At 68.0% G+C, this 14882-nt stretch carries 10 protein-coding genes and 1 tRNA gene; 8 read left to right on the forward strand and 3 right to left on the reverse strand.

The features are described 5' to 3' along the window. Positions 1-10 precede the first annotated feature (10 nt). Positions 11-1021, forward strand: a complete 1011-nt coding sequence (locus dqs_RS13525) for a hypothetical protein (RefSeq protein ID WP_065340824.1) — start codon at positions 11-13, stop codon at positions 1019-1021. A 34-nt stretch (positions 1022-1055) separates the two neighbouring features. Here dqs_RS13525 and dqs_RS13530 read toward each other — a convergent pair whose 3' ends face one another. After that, entirely contained in the window at positions 1056-2420 is a 1365-nt protein-coding gene (locus tag dqs_RS13530) for a serine/threonine-protein kinase (protein WP_065340825.1), read from the reverse strand. Positions 2421-2620: 200 nt separating this feature from the next. Between dqs_RS13530 and dqs_RS13535 the strand changes: the two genes are divergently transcribed. The 3 genes from dqs_RS13535 to ubiG all read left to right on the forward strand — a co-directional run bounded on the left by dqs_RS13535 (position 2621) and on the right by ubiG (position 5583). Beyond that, on the forward strand, positions 2621-3940 hold the full coding sequence (locus dqs_RS13535; RefSeq protein WP_065340826.1) for a TRZ/ATZ family hydrolase: 1320 nt from the start codon (positions 2621-2623) through the stop codon (positions 3938-3940). Positions 3941-4059: 119 nt separating this feature from the next. Then, the gene (locus dqs_RS13540; RefSeq protein ID WP_011766315.1) at positions 4060-4776 is read left to right on the forward strand and encodes an OmpA family protein; all 717 of its coding nucleotides are present in this window, start codon (positions 4060-4062) and stop codon (positions 4774-4776) included. A gap of 105 nt (positions 4777-4881) precedes the next feature. Beyond that, complete coding sequence (gene ubiG / locus dqs_RS13545; protein ID WP_011766316.1) at positions 4882-5583, forward strand: bifunctional 2-polyprenyl-6-hydroxyphenol methylase/3-demethylubiquinol 3-O-methyltransferase UbiG; 702 nt, start codon at positions 4882-4884, stop codon at positions 5581-5583. 219 nt (positions 5584-5802) lie between these two features. Here the strand turns inward: ubiG and dqs_RS13550 are convergent. Both dqs_RS13550 and dqs_RS13555 read right to left on the reverse strand, forming a co-directional pair. Further along, a tRNA-Met gene (locus dqs_RS13550) sits at positions 5803-5879 on the reverse strand. A gap of 128 nt (positions 5880-6007) precedes the next feature. Beyond that, on the reverse strand, positions 6008-7276 hold the full coding sequence (locus dqs_RS13555) for a polysaccharide pyruvyl transferase family protein (RefSeq protein WP_065340827.1): 1269 nt from the start codon (positions 7274-7276) through the stop codon (positions 6008-6010). A 356-nt stretch (positions 7277-7632) separates the two neighbouring features. Here dqs_RS13555 and dqs_RS13560 point away from each other — a divergent pair, with 356 nt between their 5' ends. The 4 genes from dqs_RS13560 to dqs_RS13575 are packed head-to-tail and all read left to right on the forward strand — an operon-like array spanning position 7633 to position 14861. After that, complete coding sequence (locus dqs_RS13560) at positions 7633-10236, forward strand: hypothetical protein (RefSeq protein ID WP_065340828.1); 2604 nt, start codon at positions 7633-7635, stop codon at positions 10234-10236. Between the two features lie 12 nt (positions 10237-10248). Beyond that, positions 10249-11166 carry a hypothetical protein gene (locus dqs_RS13565; protein WP_065340829.1) on the forward strand — a complete coding sequence of 306 codons (918 nt, stop codon included), beginning with the start codon at positions 10249-10251 and terminating at the stop codon, positions 11164-11166. Between the two features lie 18 nt (positions 11167-11184). Further along, complete coding sequence (locus tag dqs_RS13570; RefSeq protein WP_065340830.1) at positions 11185-13308, forward strand: hypothetical protein; 2124 nt, start codon at positions 11185-11187, stop codon at positions 13306-13308. After that, on the forward strand, positions 13305-14861 hold the full coding sequence (locus dqs_RS13575; RefSeq protein ID WP_065340831.1) for a c-type cytochrome: 1557 nt from the start codon (positions 13305-13307) through the stop codon (positions 14859-14861). Before dqs_RS13570 ends, dqs_RS13575 begins: the two co-directional genes overlap by 4 nt. Positions 14862-14882: the final 21 nt, after the last annotated feature.

Below are 14882 nucleotides of genomic sequence, written 5' to 3' on the forward strand. Positions count from 1 at the left end.
AGCACCGGCCATGAGAATCGCATCCTCCGCGATCGAGCTTCAATCGAGCCATAGCGAATCGCGCCAGCTCGCGGTATCCGAACGACTCGAGATGTGGTCGGGTGATCGTCGCGGCACCGCCGGCGCGGGCTCGCCGCGCGCACAGGTCAGCCTCTCGGATGAGGCGAGAGCGGCCGCGCGGGCAGAGCCGACCGCCGCCGACAGCGCCGAAACCGAGGATCCGCGCCTGTCGGTGCTGGTGAGGATGATCGAATTCCTGACCGGCAAGCCAGTAAAGCTGATGGGCCTCGACGATCTCCGCGATCCGGCGGCCGGCACGGGCACCGGTGGCTCCGGCGCATCCTCGGCGAGTGCGGGCTTCGGCCTCGAATGGGACTATCAGGCCCGCTACAGCGAGGAAGAGCACACCACCTTTTCCGCCGCCGGCAGCGTGCGCACCGCCGACGGCCGCGAAATCACGTTTTCGCTCGATTTCGCGCTTCACCGCGCGTATAGCGAAGAGGTGTCGCAACAACTGCGTCTGGGCACGGCCGCGCTGAAGGACCCCCTGGTGCTCGACTTTGCCGGATCCGCGAGCACGCTGTCCGACGTCCGTTTCAGCTTCGACCTGGATGCGGACGGCAACAAGGAGGCGCTCCCGTTGCTTGGCGGCAGCGGCTATCTCGCCTTCGATCGTAACGCCAACGGTCGCATCGACGACGGCAGCGAACTGTTCGGGCCCACCAGCGGCAACGGTTTCGCCGAACTCGCCGCACTCGACAGCGATCGCAACGGCTGGCTGGACGAGGCCGACGCCGATTTCGCCCGACTCGCCGTGTGGAAGCCGGATGCAAACGGCAAAGGCACCCTGACCAGCCTTGCCAATGCAGGTGTCGGCGCACTCTACCTCGCGAACGTCGCAACGCCGTTCAGCTACAAGGACGCGGCCAACAACACCCAGGGCGTGATGCGGGCGAGCAGCATCTACCTGCGCGAGGACGGCAGCGCGGGTAGCATCAGCCAGATCGATCTCAGCGTTTAAGGACGGGGCCCGTCGCGACCCACAGGGTGCGAACCTAATCGTCGAGCAGTTGCAGATCCAGGCCACCGGTGGCGGTGTAGTCGCCTCGCGTGGCCGGCTCCTTGCCCTGCGCCACGGCCTGGGCAAGCGTGGCGTAACGACGGATGAGCACCGTCGTCACCTCCTTGCGGAAGTGCGCCTGCACCTCCTCGGTGGCCAGTGCGAGCGCGGCGGGATTGATTTCGAGATACACGATGGGGGTCAAGGTCACCACCGTGATCTTGCGCGCATGCTCCCGTGCGTCGAGCCAGCCGTCCTCGCCGAACACCTCCCCCGCTTCCAGATCGAACACCTTGCGCCCCTGCGCGGAAAGCTCGATCCGCCCTTCGACCAGCAGGCCGAAGCGCTGGTCGGGATCGCGCTCGCGCATCAAGGTGACATGCTCGTCGGCCTTGCGCCATGCGCACAGCCGTAGCACCTCCCACAATTCGATGTCGTCGAACTCGGTGAAGAACACCAGTTTGCGCAGTGCCTTGAAGCGACTGGTATCGGCCGGCACCAGCGAGTCATCGACGATCTTGTACCGGACCGCCGCCAGATCCTTGGCGAACTCGGCACCGTTCTTGTAGCGCGAATAGAGATCCTTCTCGAGCGCCTTCCGGATCACCGCGTCCATCTGCTCCGGAACATCCGGATTGAGCTGCGAGACGGAAGGGGGATCCGCATTGATGATCTTGTAGACCAGTTGCGCCGGGTTGGCCGCGCGGAACGGCAGGCGGCCGGTGAGCAGGTGAAAGAGCACCACCCCGAGCGAGTACAGATCGGTCTTCTGGTTGAGGGGGTAGCCCTTGATCTGCTCCGGGCTCATGTAGGCGGGCGAACCAACCCCCATGATGAAGGTGGAATCGGTTTCGACCTTCTTGCCAATATTGAGCGCGAGACCGAAGTCGGTGATCTTCACGTTGTCGTGCTCATCCACAAGGATGTTGGCGGGCTTGATGTCGCGATGCACGATGCCCTGGCGGAACGCGTAGTCCAGCGCCATGCAGCACTTGAACACGATCCCGATGGTGCGATGAAGCGGCAACAGGCGCTCGAAGCTCGCGTAACGCTCCAGCGACTCGCCCGGGAAGTACTCCATCACCACATAGGCCTCGTCCGCCTCGATCACGGCATCGAAAATGCGGATGATGTTGGGATGATCCAGGCGGCTCGCCACCGCCTTCTCGGCCTTCAGCAGCTTCAGCAGACGGCGGTTCCACTTCGCCTCATCCTTCACCTTGTCGTCGAAGCGGATGTACTTCACCGCGACGGGTTCCGGATAATGCGGGTTCTCGGCAAGGTAAACGGTGGCCGTGGCGCCGCGCCCGATTTCGCGCACCACCTTGTATTTGCCGATCTTTTCGGGGACTTGGGGCATGGAATCCGAACGGCGCCAACCGCTTTCGCTGTGCTTTGCCAAGGCATTCTGACATGAACGCCGTGAACTGCGTTACGGCATTGTCACAAGATTAATACTATGTTGTTCGGTTGCCCGCGTACCAACAACAACGCATCCGACCTGCCCGCACGGCGTGACGACGACCCCTGCCGGCGCGACGAACACCTGGAGCCACAAGCGTGAGCAACACAGTCGATCTCCTCATCTTCGCGCGCTGGATCATCCCGATCGAGCCGGCCGCCACGGTTCTAGAAAACCACGCGCTCGCGGTGCGCGACGGACGCATCATCGCGCTGCTACCGAGCACCGAGGCGCGCGCGCAGTACACCGCCACCCGCGAGTTCCTGCTGGACCACCACGTCCTGCTGCCCGGGCTGGTCAATGCCCACACCCATGCTGCGATGAATCTGATGCGCGGCATCGCTGACGACCTGCCGCTGATGCGATGGCTGCAGGAGGCGATCTGGCCGGTGGAAGGACAGCACGTCAGCGCCGAATTCGTGCGCGACGGCACACTGCTTGCGATCGCCGAAATGCTGCGAGGCGGCATCACGACCTTCAACGACATGTACTTCCATCCCGAGGCCGCGGCCGAAGCCGCCGACATGCTGGGGATGCGCGCGCTACTGGGGCTCGTCGTCATCGACGCGCCGACTCCCTACGCCAGTGACGCCGATGATTACCTCGCCAAGGGGCTCGCGGTAAGGGACCGCTGGCGCAGCCACCCGCGGATCGGCTTCGCCCTGGCGCCCCACGCGCCCTACACCGTGTCCGACCGCAGCTTCGAACGCATTGCCAGCTTTGCCGGCGAACTCGACCTCCCGGTCCACATCCACCTGCACGAAAGCGCGGACGAGATCCGGGGCTCGCTCGCCGAACATCAGTTGCGCCCGATTTCACGTCTCGCGCACCTCGGCCTTCTCGGCGAGAACCTGCTCGGCATCCATGCCGTGCATCTCGACGACAGCGACATCGACCTCCTTGCCCGTCACCGTTGCGCGATCGCGCACTGCCCCACATCGAACATGAAGTTGGCCAGCGGCATCGCCCCGATCGCGCGCGCCGCGTCGGCTGGCATCACCGTTGCCTTGGGAACGGACGGCGCAGCCAGCAACAACCGGCTCGACATCCTGCAGGAAATGCGCCACGCAGCCCTGCTGGCGAAGGTCTCCACCGGCGACGCGAGCGCACTGCCCGCTCACCAGGTGCTGCGCATGGCGACGCTGGACGGCGCATGCGCACTCGGGCTCGACGAGCGCATCGGCTCCCTCGAGGTGGGCAAGCAGGCCGACCTGTGCGCGATCGACCTGTCGTCGATCGCGACCCAACCCTGCTTCGACCCCGCCTCGCACGTGGTCTATGCTGCCGGCCGCGAGCACGTCTCCCACGTCTGGATTGACGGCGAAACCCGCGTGGATCAAGGCATTGCGCTGTTGCAAATAAGCGACAGAGAATTGCTCAGGCTCGCAGCGCTGTGGCAAACTAAACTCGTTAATTGAACTGGATAATTCAGCTAATCCGGCTCGATCCGACAAGAATTCGGCTATGTTGAGGCTGTATTCCTGCTTTAATTCGAAAGCAGCGGCGCTTTCAGTCTTTGCCCTTCAATGAGGAAACCATGATCAAACACACCAAGAAACAGATGCTCATGCTGGCCGCGATCGCCTCGATCGGCTTGTCCGCTTCCGCCGCCTTCGCCCAAGCGAAGGACGTGGTCGTCGATGGCAAGGGCGAAGTTCCGTACGTGATCGACGCCCGCAACGCGGTTGCCCGCAGCGGCACCGGCCTGTGCTGGCGCACTGGCTACTGGAGCCCGGCCGCCGCCTCCACCGCCATGGCCGGTGAGTTCCCCGCCGGTTGCGAATGCGACGGCGACATCGTTCCGAAGGAAAAGTGTACCGCCGCCACCGCGGCTGCTCCGGCTGCCCCCGCTCCCGCTGGCGGCCCGGCTCCGCTGGCCGACAAGATCAAGCTGTCCGCCGACACCCTGTTCGACTTCGACAAGGCCGTGCTGAAGCCGGAAGGCCGCACCAAGCTGGACGACCTGGCCGCCAAGGCCAAGGGCATCAAGCTTGAAGTCATCCTGGCCGTCGGCCACACCGACCGTCTGGGTTCCGACTCCTACAACCAGAAGCTGTCCGAGCGCCGCGCTGCCGCCGTGAAGACCTACCTGGTCAGCAAGGGTGTCGAAGCCAACCGCGTCTACACCGAAGGCAAGGGCGAAAAGCAGCCCGTGACCGGCAACAAGTGCGACTCCGTCAAGAACCGCAAGGCGCTGATCGAGTGCCTGCAGCCGGACCGCCGCGTTGAAGTTGAAGTGATCGGCTCCAAGTAATACGCCGCATCGCAATGAAAGCCCTGCTCCGGCAGGGCTTTTTCATTTTGTGCGAACCCTGCCGCCGGTTCCCGGCTGCACCTCCCTGCCCTGCGAGGCCACCGAATGAATACCAACGCCGACCCCGCCGAAGTCCAGAAATTCAGCGACCTCGCCCACCGCTGGTGGGACCCTGCGTCCGAATTCAAGCCCCTGCACGAGATCAATCCGTTACGCCTCGACTGGATCGACGGCCACTGCGGCCTAGCTGGCAAGAAGGTGCTCGACGTCGGTTGCGGCGGCGGCCTGCTGTCCGAAGGCATGGCGCAGCGGGGCGCCGAGGTGTCCGGCATCGATCTGTCGGAAAAAGCGCTCGGCGTCGCCCGGCTGCACCTGTACGAAAGCGGACTTCAGGTCGATTACCAGCTGACCAGCGCGGAAGCACACGCGGCCACTCATCCGGCACAGTTCGATGTGGTGACCTGCATGGAGATGCTGGAGCACGTGCCCAACCCCGAAAGCACGGTGCACGCCTGCGCGCAGATGGCAAAGCCCGGCGGCGCGGTGTTCTTCTCCACGCTCAACCGCAATTTCAAAGCGTATCTGTTCGCGGTGGTCGGCGCTGAATACCTGCTGAACCTGCTGCCACGCGGCACGCACGACTACGCCAAGTTCATCAAACCGTCCGAACTCTCGCGGTACTGCCGCAACGCCGGCCTGGAGCTCGTCTCCCTGTCTGGCATGACCTACAACCCGATCACCAAGGTCTATGCCCTGAGCCGCGACACCGATGTGAATTACATGGTGCACGCACGCAAGCTCGGGTAAGACCGGCGGAAAGTTGGGCGGGAAGCGGCTCTGCTCCTGCCCCTCGGAGGCGGGATCGGACACGGCCATCCCGCCGCCCCGGAACATGGCCTGTCCTGATGGCCGCCTGCGGCGTGATTTCGCCGTGCCGAGAAGCGACAGCGCCGGGAAATAAAAAAGCCGATCGACATTATCGATCGGCTTTTTTTGTCGAGAACCTAAATCAGGTCCTCGAGGTGTTGGTTGCGGGGGCAGGATTTGAACCTGCGACCTTCGGGTTATGAGCCCGACGAGCTGCCAGACTGCTCCACCCCGCGTCGGAGAAGGCATAACTATATACAGTCGATCATTGCCCGTCAAGGTTTTTATCAAGAATTCTTCAATATGCGGCCGCTTGGCAGTTCAGCCGTGTTCCTGACCGCCTGCTGTGCCGCGCGCCCCTGCCCTACTCCTGGGCGGATCCGGGGCGTTCGTCCGTCACCCATATGGGCGCGGCGAGTTGCGACCACTCGCGGCGATAGCGCGCCGCGAGCGCTTCTGCCTCCTTTGCCAGGATGGTCGTGTCGGCCCCGAGACACGTGTTCAGCGCGTCCGCCAGCCCCGCCACTCCGGACTCCGCTGGCCCCGCCGTCGAGGGCCAGGTCTCGAGATAGGCGTGGGTCTTTGCGCCCTGCTCCGCGGCGGCGCTACTTCGTAAGGTCAGTGCCGGACGGCCGAAGGCCAAGGCGACGATGCGCCCGTGCAGGCTGCTTCCACAGTAGCCGGCCGCGCCCGCCAGCAACGCACACAGGTCGAGCACATGCAGCGAAGCGAAAACGCGCACCGGGGTACGCATGCGTGCCGCCAGTCGCGTCAACGTGAAGAAGTCGTCGTGCCATGGCGCGGCCCCCGCTCTGAACAGCACCGTGGCCTGCCCGGTTGTCAGCGCGACGCGGTCGAGTTCGCCGGCAAGACGCGCCAAACTGGCATCGTCCTCAAAACCCGGACCCAACTGCACGGCCACATAACCACGCGGAAACAGGCGGCGGATCAACGCGGGCTCGCCCCTTGCCGCACGGCGGACGACAGCGTCACCCAGAATCGAGGCGGTCATCACCGCCGGATCGGGCAGCAGCACGGCCCCGATGCCCCAGGCCGCGAGGGTGGCCTGCGTATGGCGGTCTCGCACGCCCACCGCCGCGGCATCCCTCAGCGCCGCGCGCACCGTATCGCGGAATGGTGCCGGGCGCGCCGCAAGCCCCACGCCCCCGACCGCGTTGTGGATGATCGTCGTCCCGGCCGGCACGCGTCCGCCCGCCACCGCATAAGGCGCCAGCGCAGTGGAGCCGGTTTGCTCGGCAGCCCAGTCGGCGGCGGCTGCAGGCAAACCCTGGAAGCGCGCGATGGCCTGACCGGCACCGTCCCGCGTCTGCAGCATCACCGCGGCCTGCCATGCATCGCAGTCCAGCAATTCACCGCCGGCATGCACCAGCACCGGCGGCGGACCCTCCCAGTTCGCGGTTAGCTGCCCCAGGGCGTAAACCCGGTGTCCGCCCCAGCGCCGCAGGTCGCGGGCGGCGAGGCCCGCCGGGATGCAACGGCGCCCCGGTAGCAGCGCGGCCACGAGGTGCGGAAACAGCAGATCGCCAAGGTTATGCCGATCGAAGGAGCCGAACAGGATGACGGGCGTCGCGGCGTGCAGGCGATCCCTGCTGGCGGAGGAGGCGGGGACCATGGAAACAGTGTGGCGAGCAGACCATCGCCCGGCAACGCCAGCCATGTCGCCACAGGGCGCGATAGGGAAAGGAATCCCGCCGCATCGGCATGCGCCGCAGGAATGCAACGCTTCTTGCAAGCGGGGTATTTCCTGCTACCACTTAACTAACCCATCGCCGGTCCCGAGAAGGTGCGCCGAACATCGGCCACCCCGCCCAACCCCCTGCCGGCAGAGAGATTCGCCGGGCCGCGGCAGTCGGCCGGTATCGCCGCTGCATGCGTGATTTCGCCTTCGTCATGCCCTCTCGTCATCGAGGCGTCCGATCGCGTGCCGCGCCCCGGTTGCCGTTTCGCCACCTGCAGGAGGAACGCGCCATGGCGACACGCCCCTTGCTCGCTGCCCTGTCGATCATCCTCGTCGTGCTCGCGGCACTGCCGCTTGTCGCGCAGACGCCGCCTCCCGGCAGCGGCACGCCGGCGGCCGATCCGGCACCTCCGCAAACGCCTGCCGCGAACGCGGTGCACGAACAGGACAAGCCCTATTTCGAAGCCTGCGCGCGCGAAGGACTGACCGCCTCGCAGTGCGCCGGACGCCTGATCTGGTTCAAGGCCACCGCAGGCAACGAACGCTTTCACACCTACGTGTTCCAGCAGCGCGTGGGCGTGCTCATCGACTGGTTCCGCGTGCTGCGCGCCGATCAGCGCGACGACCGCTTCCGCGCCTGGGGCATCATCAACGACCCCGCCTGCTGCGTGCCGGGCAGCGCCAACTGCCCGGCGCAGAGCCTCGACGAAACCTACGGCCTCGACTGGTGCCCGGGCGACGAGGAACTGCTGCGCTACGTCGGCCGCGAAGGCTACCGCGACCCTGCCTGCGATTTCGTCGACGCGCCGATGGCCGAAGGCGACCCGCACGGCCCCGCCGACCAGCGCCAATCCGCCTGTGACCTGCGCTTCGGCACCTCCACCGGCGCGCTTGGCATCCGCAAGTTTCCCAACCCGCGGTTCGACAAGGCCGCCTGGCAGCAGCTCAACGGCAGGCTAGGCACATGGGGCGGCTACAACCGCCGCATCCCGGCCGCAGGCGGCGCGGCAGAACCGGAACGCTCGCGGCTGATGGACGGCGCGGTGGAACCGCCCTTCCTGATCGGCACCTCCTGCGGCTCCTGCCACATTGCGTTCGACCCGCTCAACCCGCCAACCGACCCGGCCCACCCGCAGTGGGAGAACATCAAGGGCCTGATCGGCAACCAATACACCCGCATCTCCGAGATCATGGTCTCCGGCATGGCCAGCAACACGCTGGAATGGCAGATGTTCGCCCACGCCCGGCCCGGCACCAGCGACACATCGGCGATTCCCACCGACCAGGTGAACAACCCCGGCACCATCAACGCGCTGATCAACATCCCGCAGCGGCCGGTGTTCGCCAACGAGGCGGTGCTGAAATGGCGCAAGGTGAATAGCTGTGGCGAAGGCGGTGGCAATGCCAACGGCGGCGCCGACGAAACCCGCTGCTGGTGCGAACCCGGCCGCAACGGCAAGTGCTGGAAGAAGTCGATGCAGCAGGACACCGTGCATCACATCCTCAAGGGCGGCGAGGACTCCATTGGCGCGCTCGAAGCCATCCAGCGCGTGTATTTCAACATCGGCTCGTGTTCCGAACAGTGCTGGGTCAATCACCTCAGCGACCTGCGCCAGCTCGACCCGCAGCAGCGCGGCTTCGGCCAGACCCCGTTCGACATCGGTCAGTGCCGGCGCGACTGCCCCAACTTCCGCGCCATCGAGGACCGCCTCGGCAACCTCCTCGACTTCTTCATGTCTGCCGAGGCCGCCGCCACCGACCTGCGCGCAGCGCGCGAGAACGTGCTGCGCATGCGCTCGCCCGGGGCGCGCTACACCGAGCAGGACCTGATCGCCGACCTCGAGCGCGAATTCGGCCCCAACGCCGTCGCGCGCGGCCGCGACGTGTTCGCCAATACCTGCGCCCGCTGCCACTCCAGCCAGCCGGAGGCTGCCGCTGGCCAGTTCGCTGCGCTCGACTTCCACAAGCTGGATCTCAAGAGTGGCCTGCGTCAGGACTGGCTGGGCAACGACAAACCGACACCCGCGAGCGAGGTCGGCACCTTCCGCTGCCGCGCGCTGCATTCCAACCACATGGCCGGCCACGTCTGGCAGGAATACGGCTCGGAAACCCTGCGCGCGCAGCCGCCGGACCCCAACATCAAGGAGCCCGGCGACGGCGGCCGCGGCCACTACCGCAACATCTCGCTGCTCAACCTGTGGGCCCACGCGCCCTTCATGCACAACAACGCAATCGGCCCCGAGCTGTGCGGCAAGCCGCAGCACGCGGAGAACGACTTCTACGCGCAGCGTCCGCGCTATGTGGATGGCAGCCTGGTGAAGCTGCTGCCGCCCGGGCAGCAGCCCGCCTGCGTCGCCTACGACCCCAGCGTCGAGGGCCGCTACCAGCTCTACAAGGCGTCGATGATGGAGCTGCTGCACCCCGGCCAGCGCCTGCCCAAGGTCACGCTGCTCAACCAGGACGTCACGCTGCGCATCGGTCCCCGGCTGTGGGATGGCACCGAACGCGAAACCCTGCTCGGCTTCGCGCTCACCATCCCGGCCGAGATCGAGGGCCGCGGCGTCACCGCCGGCACGCTCGGCAATTTCCAGCACAAGCAGTTCGTGGTCGATCTGGTGCACGCCCGCACCGCCCCGGAGGAGACCCGCAGCGCGCTGCGCCAGCGCCTGGGTGACGAGACCGGCGGCCGCGTGTTCGACGACCTGCGCGCAATCGGCGAGGAACTGGCCGGCAAACCCAACGCGCTGGTGGAGGCGCTGCGCGCGCGCCCCCATCTGGTCAAGCAGGCCTACAGCAGTTGCACCGCCGAGATCGAGAACGAAGGCCACCGCTTCGGCGAAGACCTCCCGGACGGCGACAAGAACGCCCTGATCGCCTTCCTCGCCACGCTGTAAAGGGGGACCGCCATGACTGCCTCCGCTCCGCTTCGCACGCTTGCCGGCACCGCCCTCGCCGTGCTGGCGCTCGGCACCGGCTGCGATTTCTTCGACCGCCGCGACCGCACGGCCCCCGAGATCGCCTTCATGAGCCACGGCGACGGCTACGCCGCCAAGCCCGACTTCGCCCGGCTGGAATACGAGCACCCGCTGGCGTCGGCCGACCTCTACAAGATCACCCCGGCCAACCTGTCCTTTCTCGACCAGGAGCAGGTGGACCAGATCTACGCCCGCCTGACCGCCGGCCCGATTCCGGACGGCGCCTTCGACGGCGACCTGTTCTTTCCGCGCGGCGGCAGCGGCCGGCTGCGGCTGTCGGAGATCGCCGGCGGCGGGTTGAAGTCGCTCGCGGTCAATGTCGGCGGCGCCAAGCTCGACCTGATCGGCGAGACCTTGTGGAAGGGCAAGGTCTTCTTCCGCGACCAACGCCTGCTGCGCAACCGCATTGAAGACCTCGCTCCGCTGCGCCAGTTGGGGCTGGTGCAGGACAGCGCGGAGCAGCCGCTCGCCACCACCCGCATCGACGGCAAGGAACAGTGGCTGCTGTTCCCGGCCAAGCTGTACTGCGGCCAGAGCCTGCTCGACGGCCGGCGCGAATCCATCATCATCGACTACGCCTTCACCGACCAGCTGCCCGGCTACCGCCGCATGCCCGACGTGATGGCCGGGCGCGACGGCTTTGCGATCCGCGACGAGATCCGCATGGTCTATCCCGGCTTCTATCTCGGCCGCGCCTACATGGACCGCGTCTTCGTGGTCAATTTCCTGCTCTACAACAAGGAGATCGCCGAGCGCGCGCGCGAGGACTTCGTGAAGACCGGCAAGGTGCAGGAAGACTGCTGGGGCGGCACGCAGCAGCGCGTCGCAGCAATCCGCAGCCAGGGTTGATGCCATGGGAGCGCGGACATGCGGGCGCGGGCGGTGTGGATGATCGCAACGGCACTCGCCACCGGCGCGGCCGGCGCCGCGCCCGGGCTTGCCCCGCAGCCGCCGGCGGCCACCGCGCCGCCTCCCGCTGCCGCGCCTGCCACCGTAGTGGAGGCCCCCGGCAGCAACCTTCCCCCGGCCGGCCGCTCCGCCTTCGACCAGCTCTTCACCGCGCCGGACGGCCAGGTGCGGGTGCCCTTCCCGATCGCGGCGCTGCTGCAGCACATTGCCGGCCAGCTCGACACCACACAGCCCGGCGGCGGGCTCGCGGTGGTGCTGATTCCGCTCGGCCGCTCGCTGCAACGGCATGCGGCGGGCGACGTGGAAGCCTTCCACTACCCACGCGTGGTCGCGGCGGTCACCGGCGAACCGCCGCCCGCCGCGGCGCCCCGCCACCGCTACCTGCGCGACCGCCTCTACGTCGCGTACCACGAGAAGAGCGCGGCGCTCGAAGTCATCAGCTACAACGACGCCGCCGGCCGCTTCGAATTCCAGCTGGTACGGGATTACCGGCCCGGCGGCAGCGCACGCGTGGGTTACGCCAACCGCACGCTGTGCCTCGCCTGCCACCACAACGCCGCGCCGATCTTCTCGCGCCAGTCCTGGGACGAGACCTCCGCCAGCCCGCCGATCGCGGCGCGGCTCGCCGCCACCGGGCGCGACTTCTACGGCCTGCGCTGGCGCCACGGTGTCGACGTGCCGGATGCGTTCGACGCGGCCACCGCGCGCGCCAACCAGCTCTCCGCCGCCCAGCAGGTCTGGCGCGAAGGGTGCGCGGACGCATCGGCCGCGCGCGAGGCGGCCTGCCGTGCCGGACTGCTGCGCCTCGCCCTCCATTACCGCTTGGGCGGCAGCCGGCACATCGCGCTCGACGATGAGCGCGCCCGCGATATCGCGGCGCAGCTGCGCGCCAACTGGCAGCGCCACTGGCCTGCCGGCCTGCCGATCGCAGACCCCACGCTACCCAACCGCCAGCCGTTCGCCGGCGTAACCCAGGCGCTCACGCCGCAGCGGCTCGCCGACGTGCCCGCCACCTTCGATCCGCTCGCGCTGCGCGCGCCGCTGGCGCACTGGCAGGGGCACGATGCCGGCGACCTGCGCCAGGCCATCCACGTGCTCGCGCAGTTCTTCTCGAGCGCCGACATCCGCCTGCTCGACCGCCACCTCGGCACCTACCCTGCATCCACGCGCGTACAGCTGCTGCAGTGCGAACCGCCGCCTCCGGGGCGCCCTGCGCTGGCGTGCAGCGCGCCGGACGGCAGCACGCTGACCGGCCGCCTGAACGCATCCGACCCGGCCCGCGGCGGCTACATCGACCGCCTTGTCATCGACGGCGCCAACCTCGGCGCCTTCGAACTCGGCGCTGCCCGCACACCGGCACCAGCGCGCTTCCACCCCCGCCGCGACGGCCTCGCGCTGCGCAACAACGGCGGTGAAGCACTGCGCGAACTGCGCTTCGGCGACGGCGGGCGGGCGGTCGCACTGGTGTGGGCCGCCGACCTCGCCCCGCTGGATGGCGCACTCGAAGCGCTTTCGCAACGCCCATCGGTGGGCGATGAGGGCCCGCTCGGCGATGCCCCGCTGCGGCGCGATGCCGTGCTCGCGGCCCTGCTGCCGCAGCTCGGCCTGCCCGTCGCCGCGGCGGCGCCTTCCCCCCGCGCACCGGCCCAACTCGCCGACCCGCCGCTGGTGCGCAGCACCCCATGGCCGCCGGATCTGCAGCCCTATGCGCGCAACTGCGGCCAATGCCACGCCGAAGACAGCCTCTTTCCGCCGGGCTTCCTGCGCGGCGACGACGTCAGCGTGCGCGCCAGCCTTGCACGCTGCGCCGAGCGCATCGCCTACCGCCTGGCAATGAACCGGCAGCCGGCGGCGACCCGTCCGAAGCAGCCGATGCCGCCCCCCGCCGCCGCGCACGCGGCCGCCTTTGCCCGCTCCGAGGAACTCACCGCGATGCTGGAGACGATCGCCGCGCTGCTCCCGCCGGGTGACGCGACGCATCCACCGCTGCTCGCCCGCCCCTACGCCACGCTCGCCCCCTGCCTGCCCGCCACCCCGGCGCTGCACGCGGCCACGCCCCCGTCAGCGGGAGGAACGCCATGACGCCCGACCCGGTACCGCCGCGCACCCCGCCTTACGCCGCGCCGCCCCGCCGGCTGCGCCGGCTGCGCTGGCTGTTGTGGCTGCTGGTGTTGCTGCCGTGGGCCGGGCTCGCGCTCGGCGCGCTCTACGCCGCGCTGCGCTTCCTGCCGGACCGCCCGGAAACCTATGCCGACCCTGCGCAGCACTTCAAGTACGGCTCTACCGGGGGCGAGCGCGAGTCCGGCTTTCCGTACTGGATCTGGCAGGCGCTGCCGCAGGTCTGCGCCGAACACCTGCCCGCCCAGGGGCGCGAGCGCGGCTACGCCGCACTTGGGCTGATCTACGAGAACGGCCGCGACCTGCCGGTGGGGATGTCGAAGCGCCGCCACTTCGGGCTGGACCGCGTCTTCCTCAACTGCGCCGTGTGCCACGCCAGCACCGTGCGCGATGCCCCGGGCGCCGCGCCGCGGCTGGTGCTCGGCATGCCCGCGCACCGCTTCGACATCCGCGCGTTCGAAACCTTCATGTTCAACTGCGCGGCCGGGCCCGACTTCTCGCGCGAACGCATCGTGCCGGTCATCGACCAACTCGCCGGCGGACTCAACCCGATCGACCGCTACCTCGTCTATCCCCTTGCCGTCGCGCTGATGCGCGAACGCCTGCTGATGCTGCGCGGCCGCTTCGACTTCGTGTTCGACCAGCCGGAATGGGGGCCGGGACGGGTCGACACCTTCAACTCGGCCAAGGTGCTGTTCAACTTCCCGATGCACCGGCTGCCGCCGCAGGAACTGCTGGGCGCGTCGGACTTTCCGTCGATCTGGCACCAGCGCAAGCGCATGACGCGCGACGACGGCAGGCGCATGGAGCTGCACTGGGACGGCAACAACACCCACACCGAGGAACGCAACAAGAGCGCCGCTTTCGGCACCGGCACCACGCCGCCCACCATCGACCTCGCCGCGATCGGGCGCGTGGAGGACTGGCTGCTCGACCTCGCGCCGCCGGCCTATCCCTACCCGATCAACCAGGCCCTGGCCGCGCGTGGCGCGCCGGTTTACGCCCGCTACTGTGCAGACTGCCACGGCGCCAGCGGGCAGGACTTCCGCGGCGCGCGCGTCGGCCACGTGACGCCGATCGCCGAGATCGCCACCGACCGCGCCCGGCTCGACTCCTACACCCGCGACCTCGCGGTGAACCAGGCCACGCTGTACGCCGGTTACCCGCACCGCTTCCAGCATTTCCGCAAGACCTGGGGCTACGCCAACATGCCGCTGGACGGCCTCTGGCTGCGCGCGCCCTATTTGCACAACGGCTCCGTCCCCACGCTGCGCGATCTGCTGGAGCCGGCGTTCGCGCGCCCCGCCACCTTTATCCGCGGCAGCGACGTGTTCGACCCGATGCGCGTCGGCTTCCTCGCCGAACCGCCGCCGCCCGCACCGGGTGATCCGCCGCTGTTCCGCTTCGACACCCGCGTACCCGGCAACGGCAACCAGGGCCACGAAGGCGAAGCCTATGGCACCGCGCTGCCCGCCGCCGACAAGGACGCGCTGGTGGAATACCTGAAGACCTTTTGAGCACCCCCGCCGGAGACCGCC

Origin of the sequence: Azoarcus olearius, assembly GCF_001682385.1 — a bacterium.
GTDB classification, from domain to species: Bacteria; Pseudomonadota; Gammaproteobacteria; order Burkholderiales; family Rhodocyclaceae; genus Azoarcus; species Azoarcus olearius.

Excerpts from the sequence above, each read along its gene's own strand:
- dqs_RS13560 (WP_065340828.1), top strand. The coding sequence starts at position 7,633 with ATGGCGACACGCCCCTTGCTCGCTGCCCTGTCGATCATCCTCGTCGTG.
- dqs_RS13525 (WP_065340824.1), top strand. The coding sequence starts at position 11 with ATGAGAATCGCATCCTCCGCGATCGAGCTTCAATCGAGCCATAGCGAA.
- dqs_RS13575 (WP_065340831.1), top strand. The coding sequence starts at position 13,305 with ATGACGCCCGACCCGGTACCGCCGCGCACCCCGCCTTACGCCGCGCCG.
- dqs_RS13555 (WP_065340827.1), bottom strand. The coding sequence starts at position 7,276 with ATGGTCCCCGCCTCCTCCGCCAGCAGGGATCGCCTGCACGCCGCGACG.
- dqs_RS13565 (WP_065340829.1), top strand. The coding sequence starts at position 10,249 with ATGACTGCCTCCGCTCCGCTTCGCACGCTTGCCGGCACCGCCCTCGCC.
- dqs_RS13530 (WP_065340825.1), bottom strand. The coding sequence starts at position 2,420 with ATGCCCCAAGTCCCCGAAAAGATCGGCAAATACAAGGTGGTGCGCGAA.
- ubiG (WP_011766316.1), top strand. The coding sequence starts at position 4,882 with ATGAATACCAACGCCGACCCCGCCGAAGTCCAGAAATTCAGCGACCTC.
- dqs_RS13540 (WP_011766315.1), top strand. The coding sequence starts at position 4,060 with ATGATCAAACACACCAAGAAACAGATGCTCATGCTGGCCGCGATCGCC.
- dqs_RS13570 (WP_065340830.1), top strand. The coding sequence starts at position 11,185 with ATGCGGGCGCGGGCGGTGTGGATGATCGCAACGGCACTCGCCACCGGC.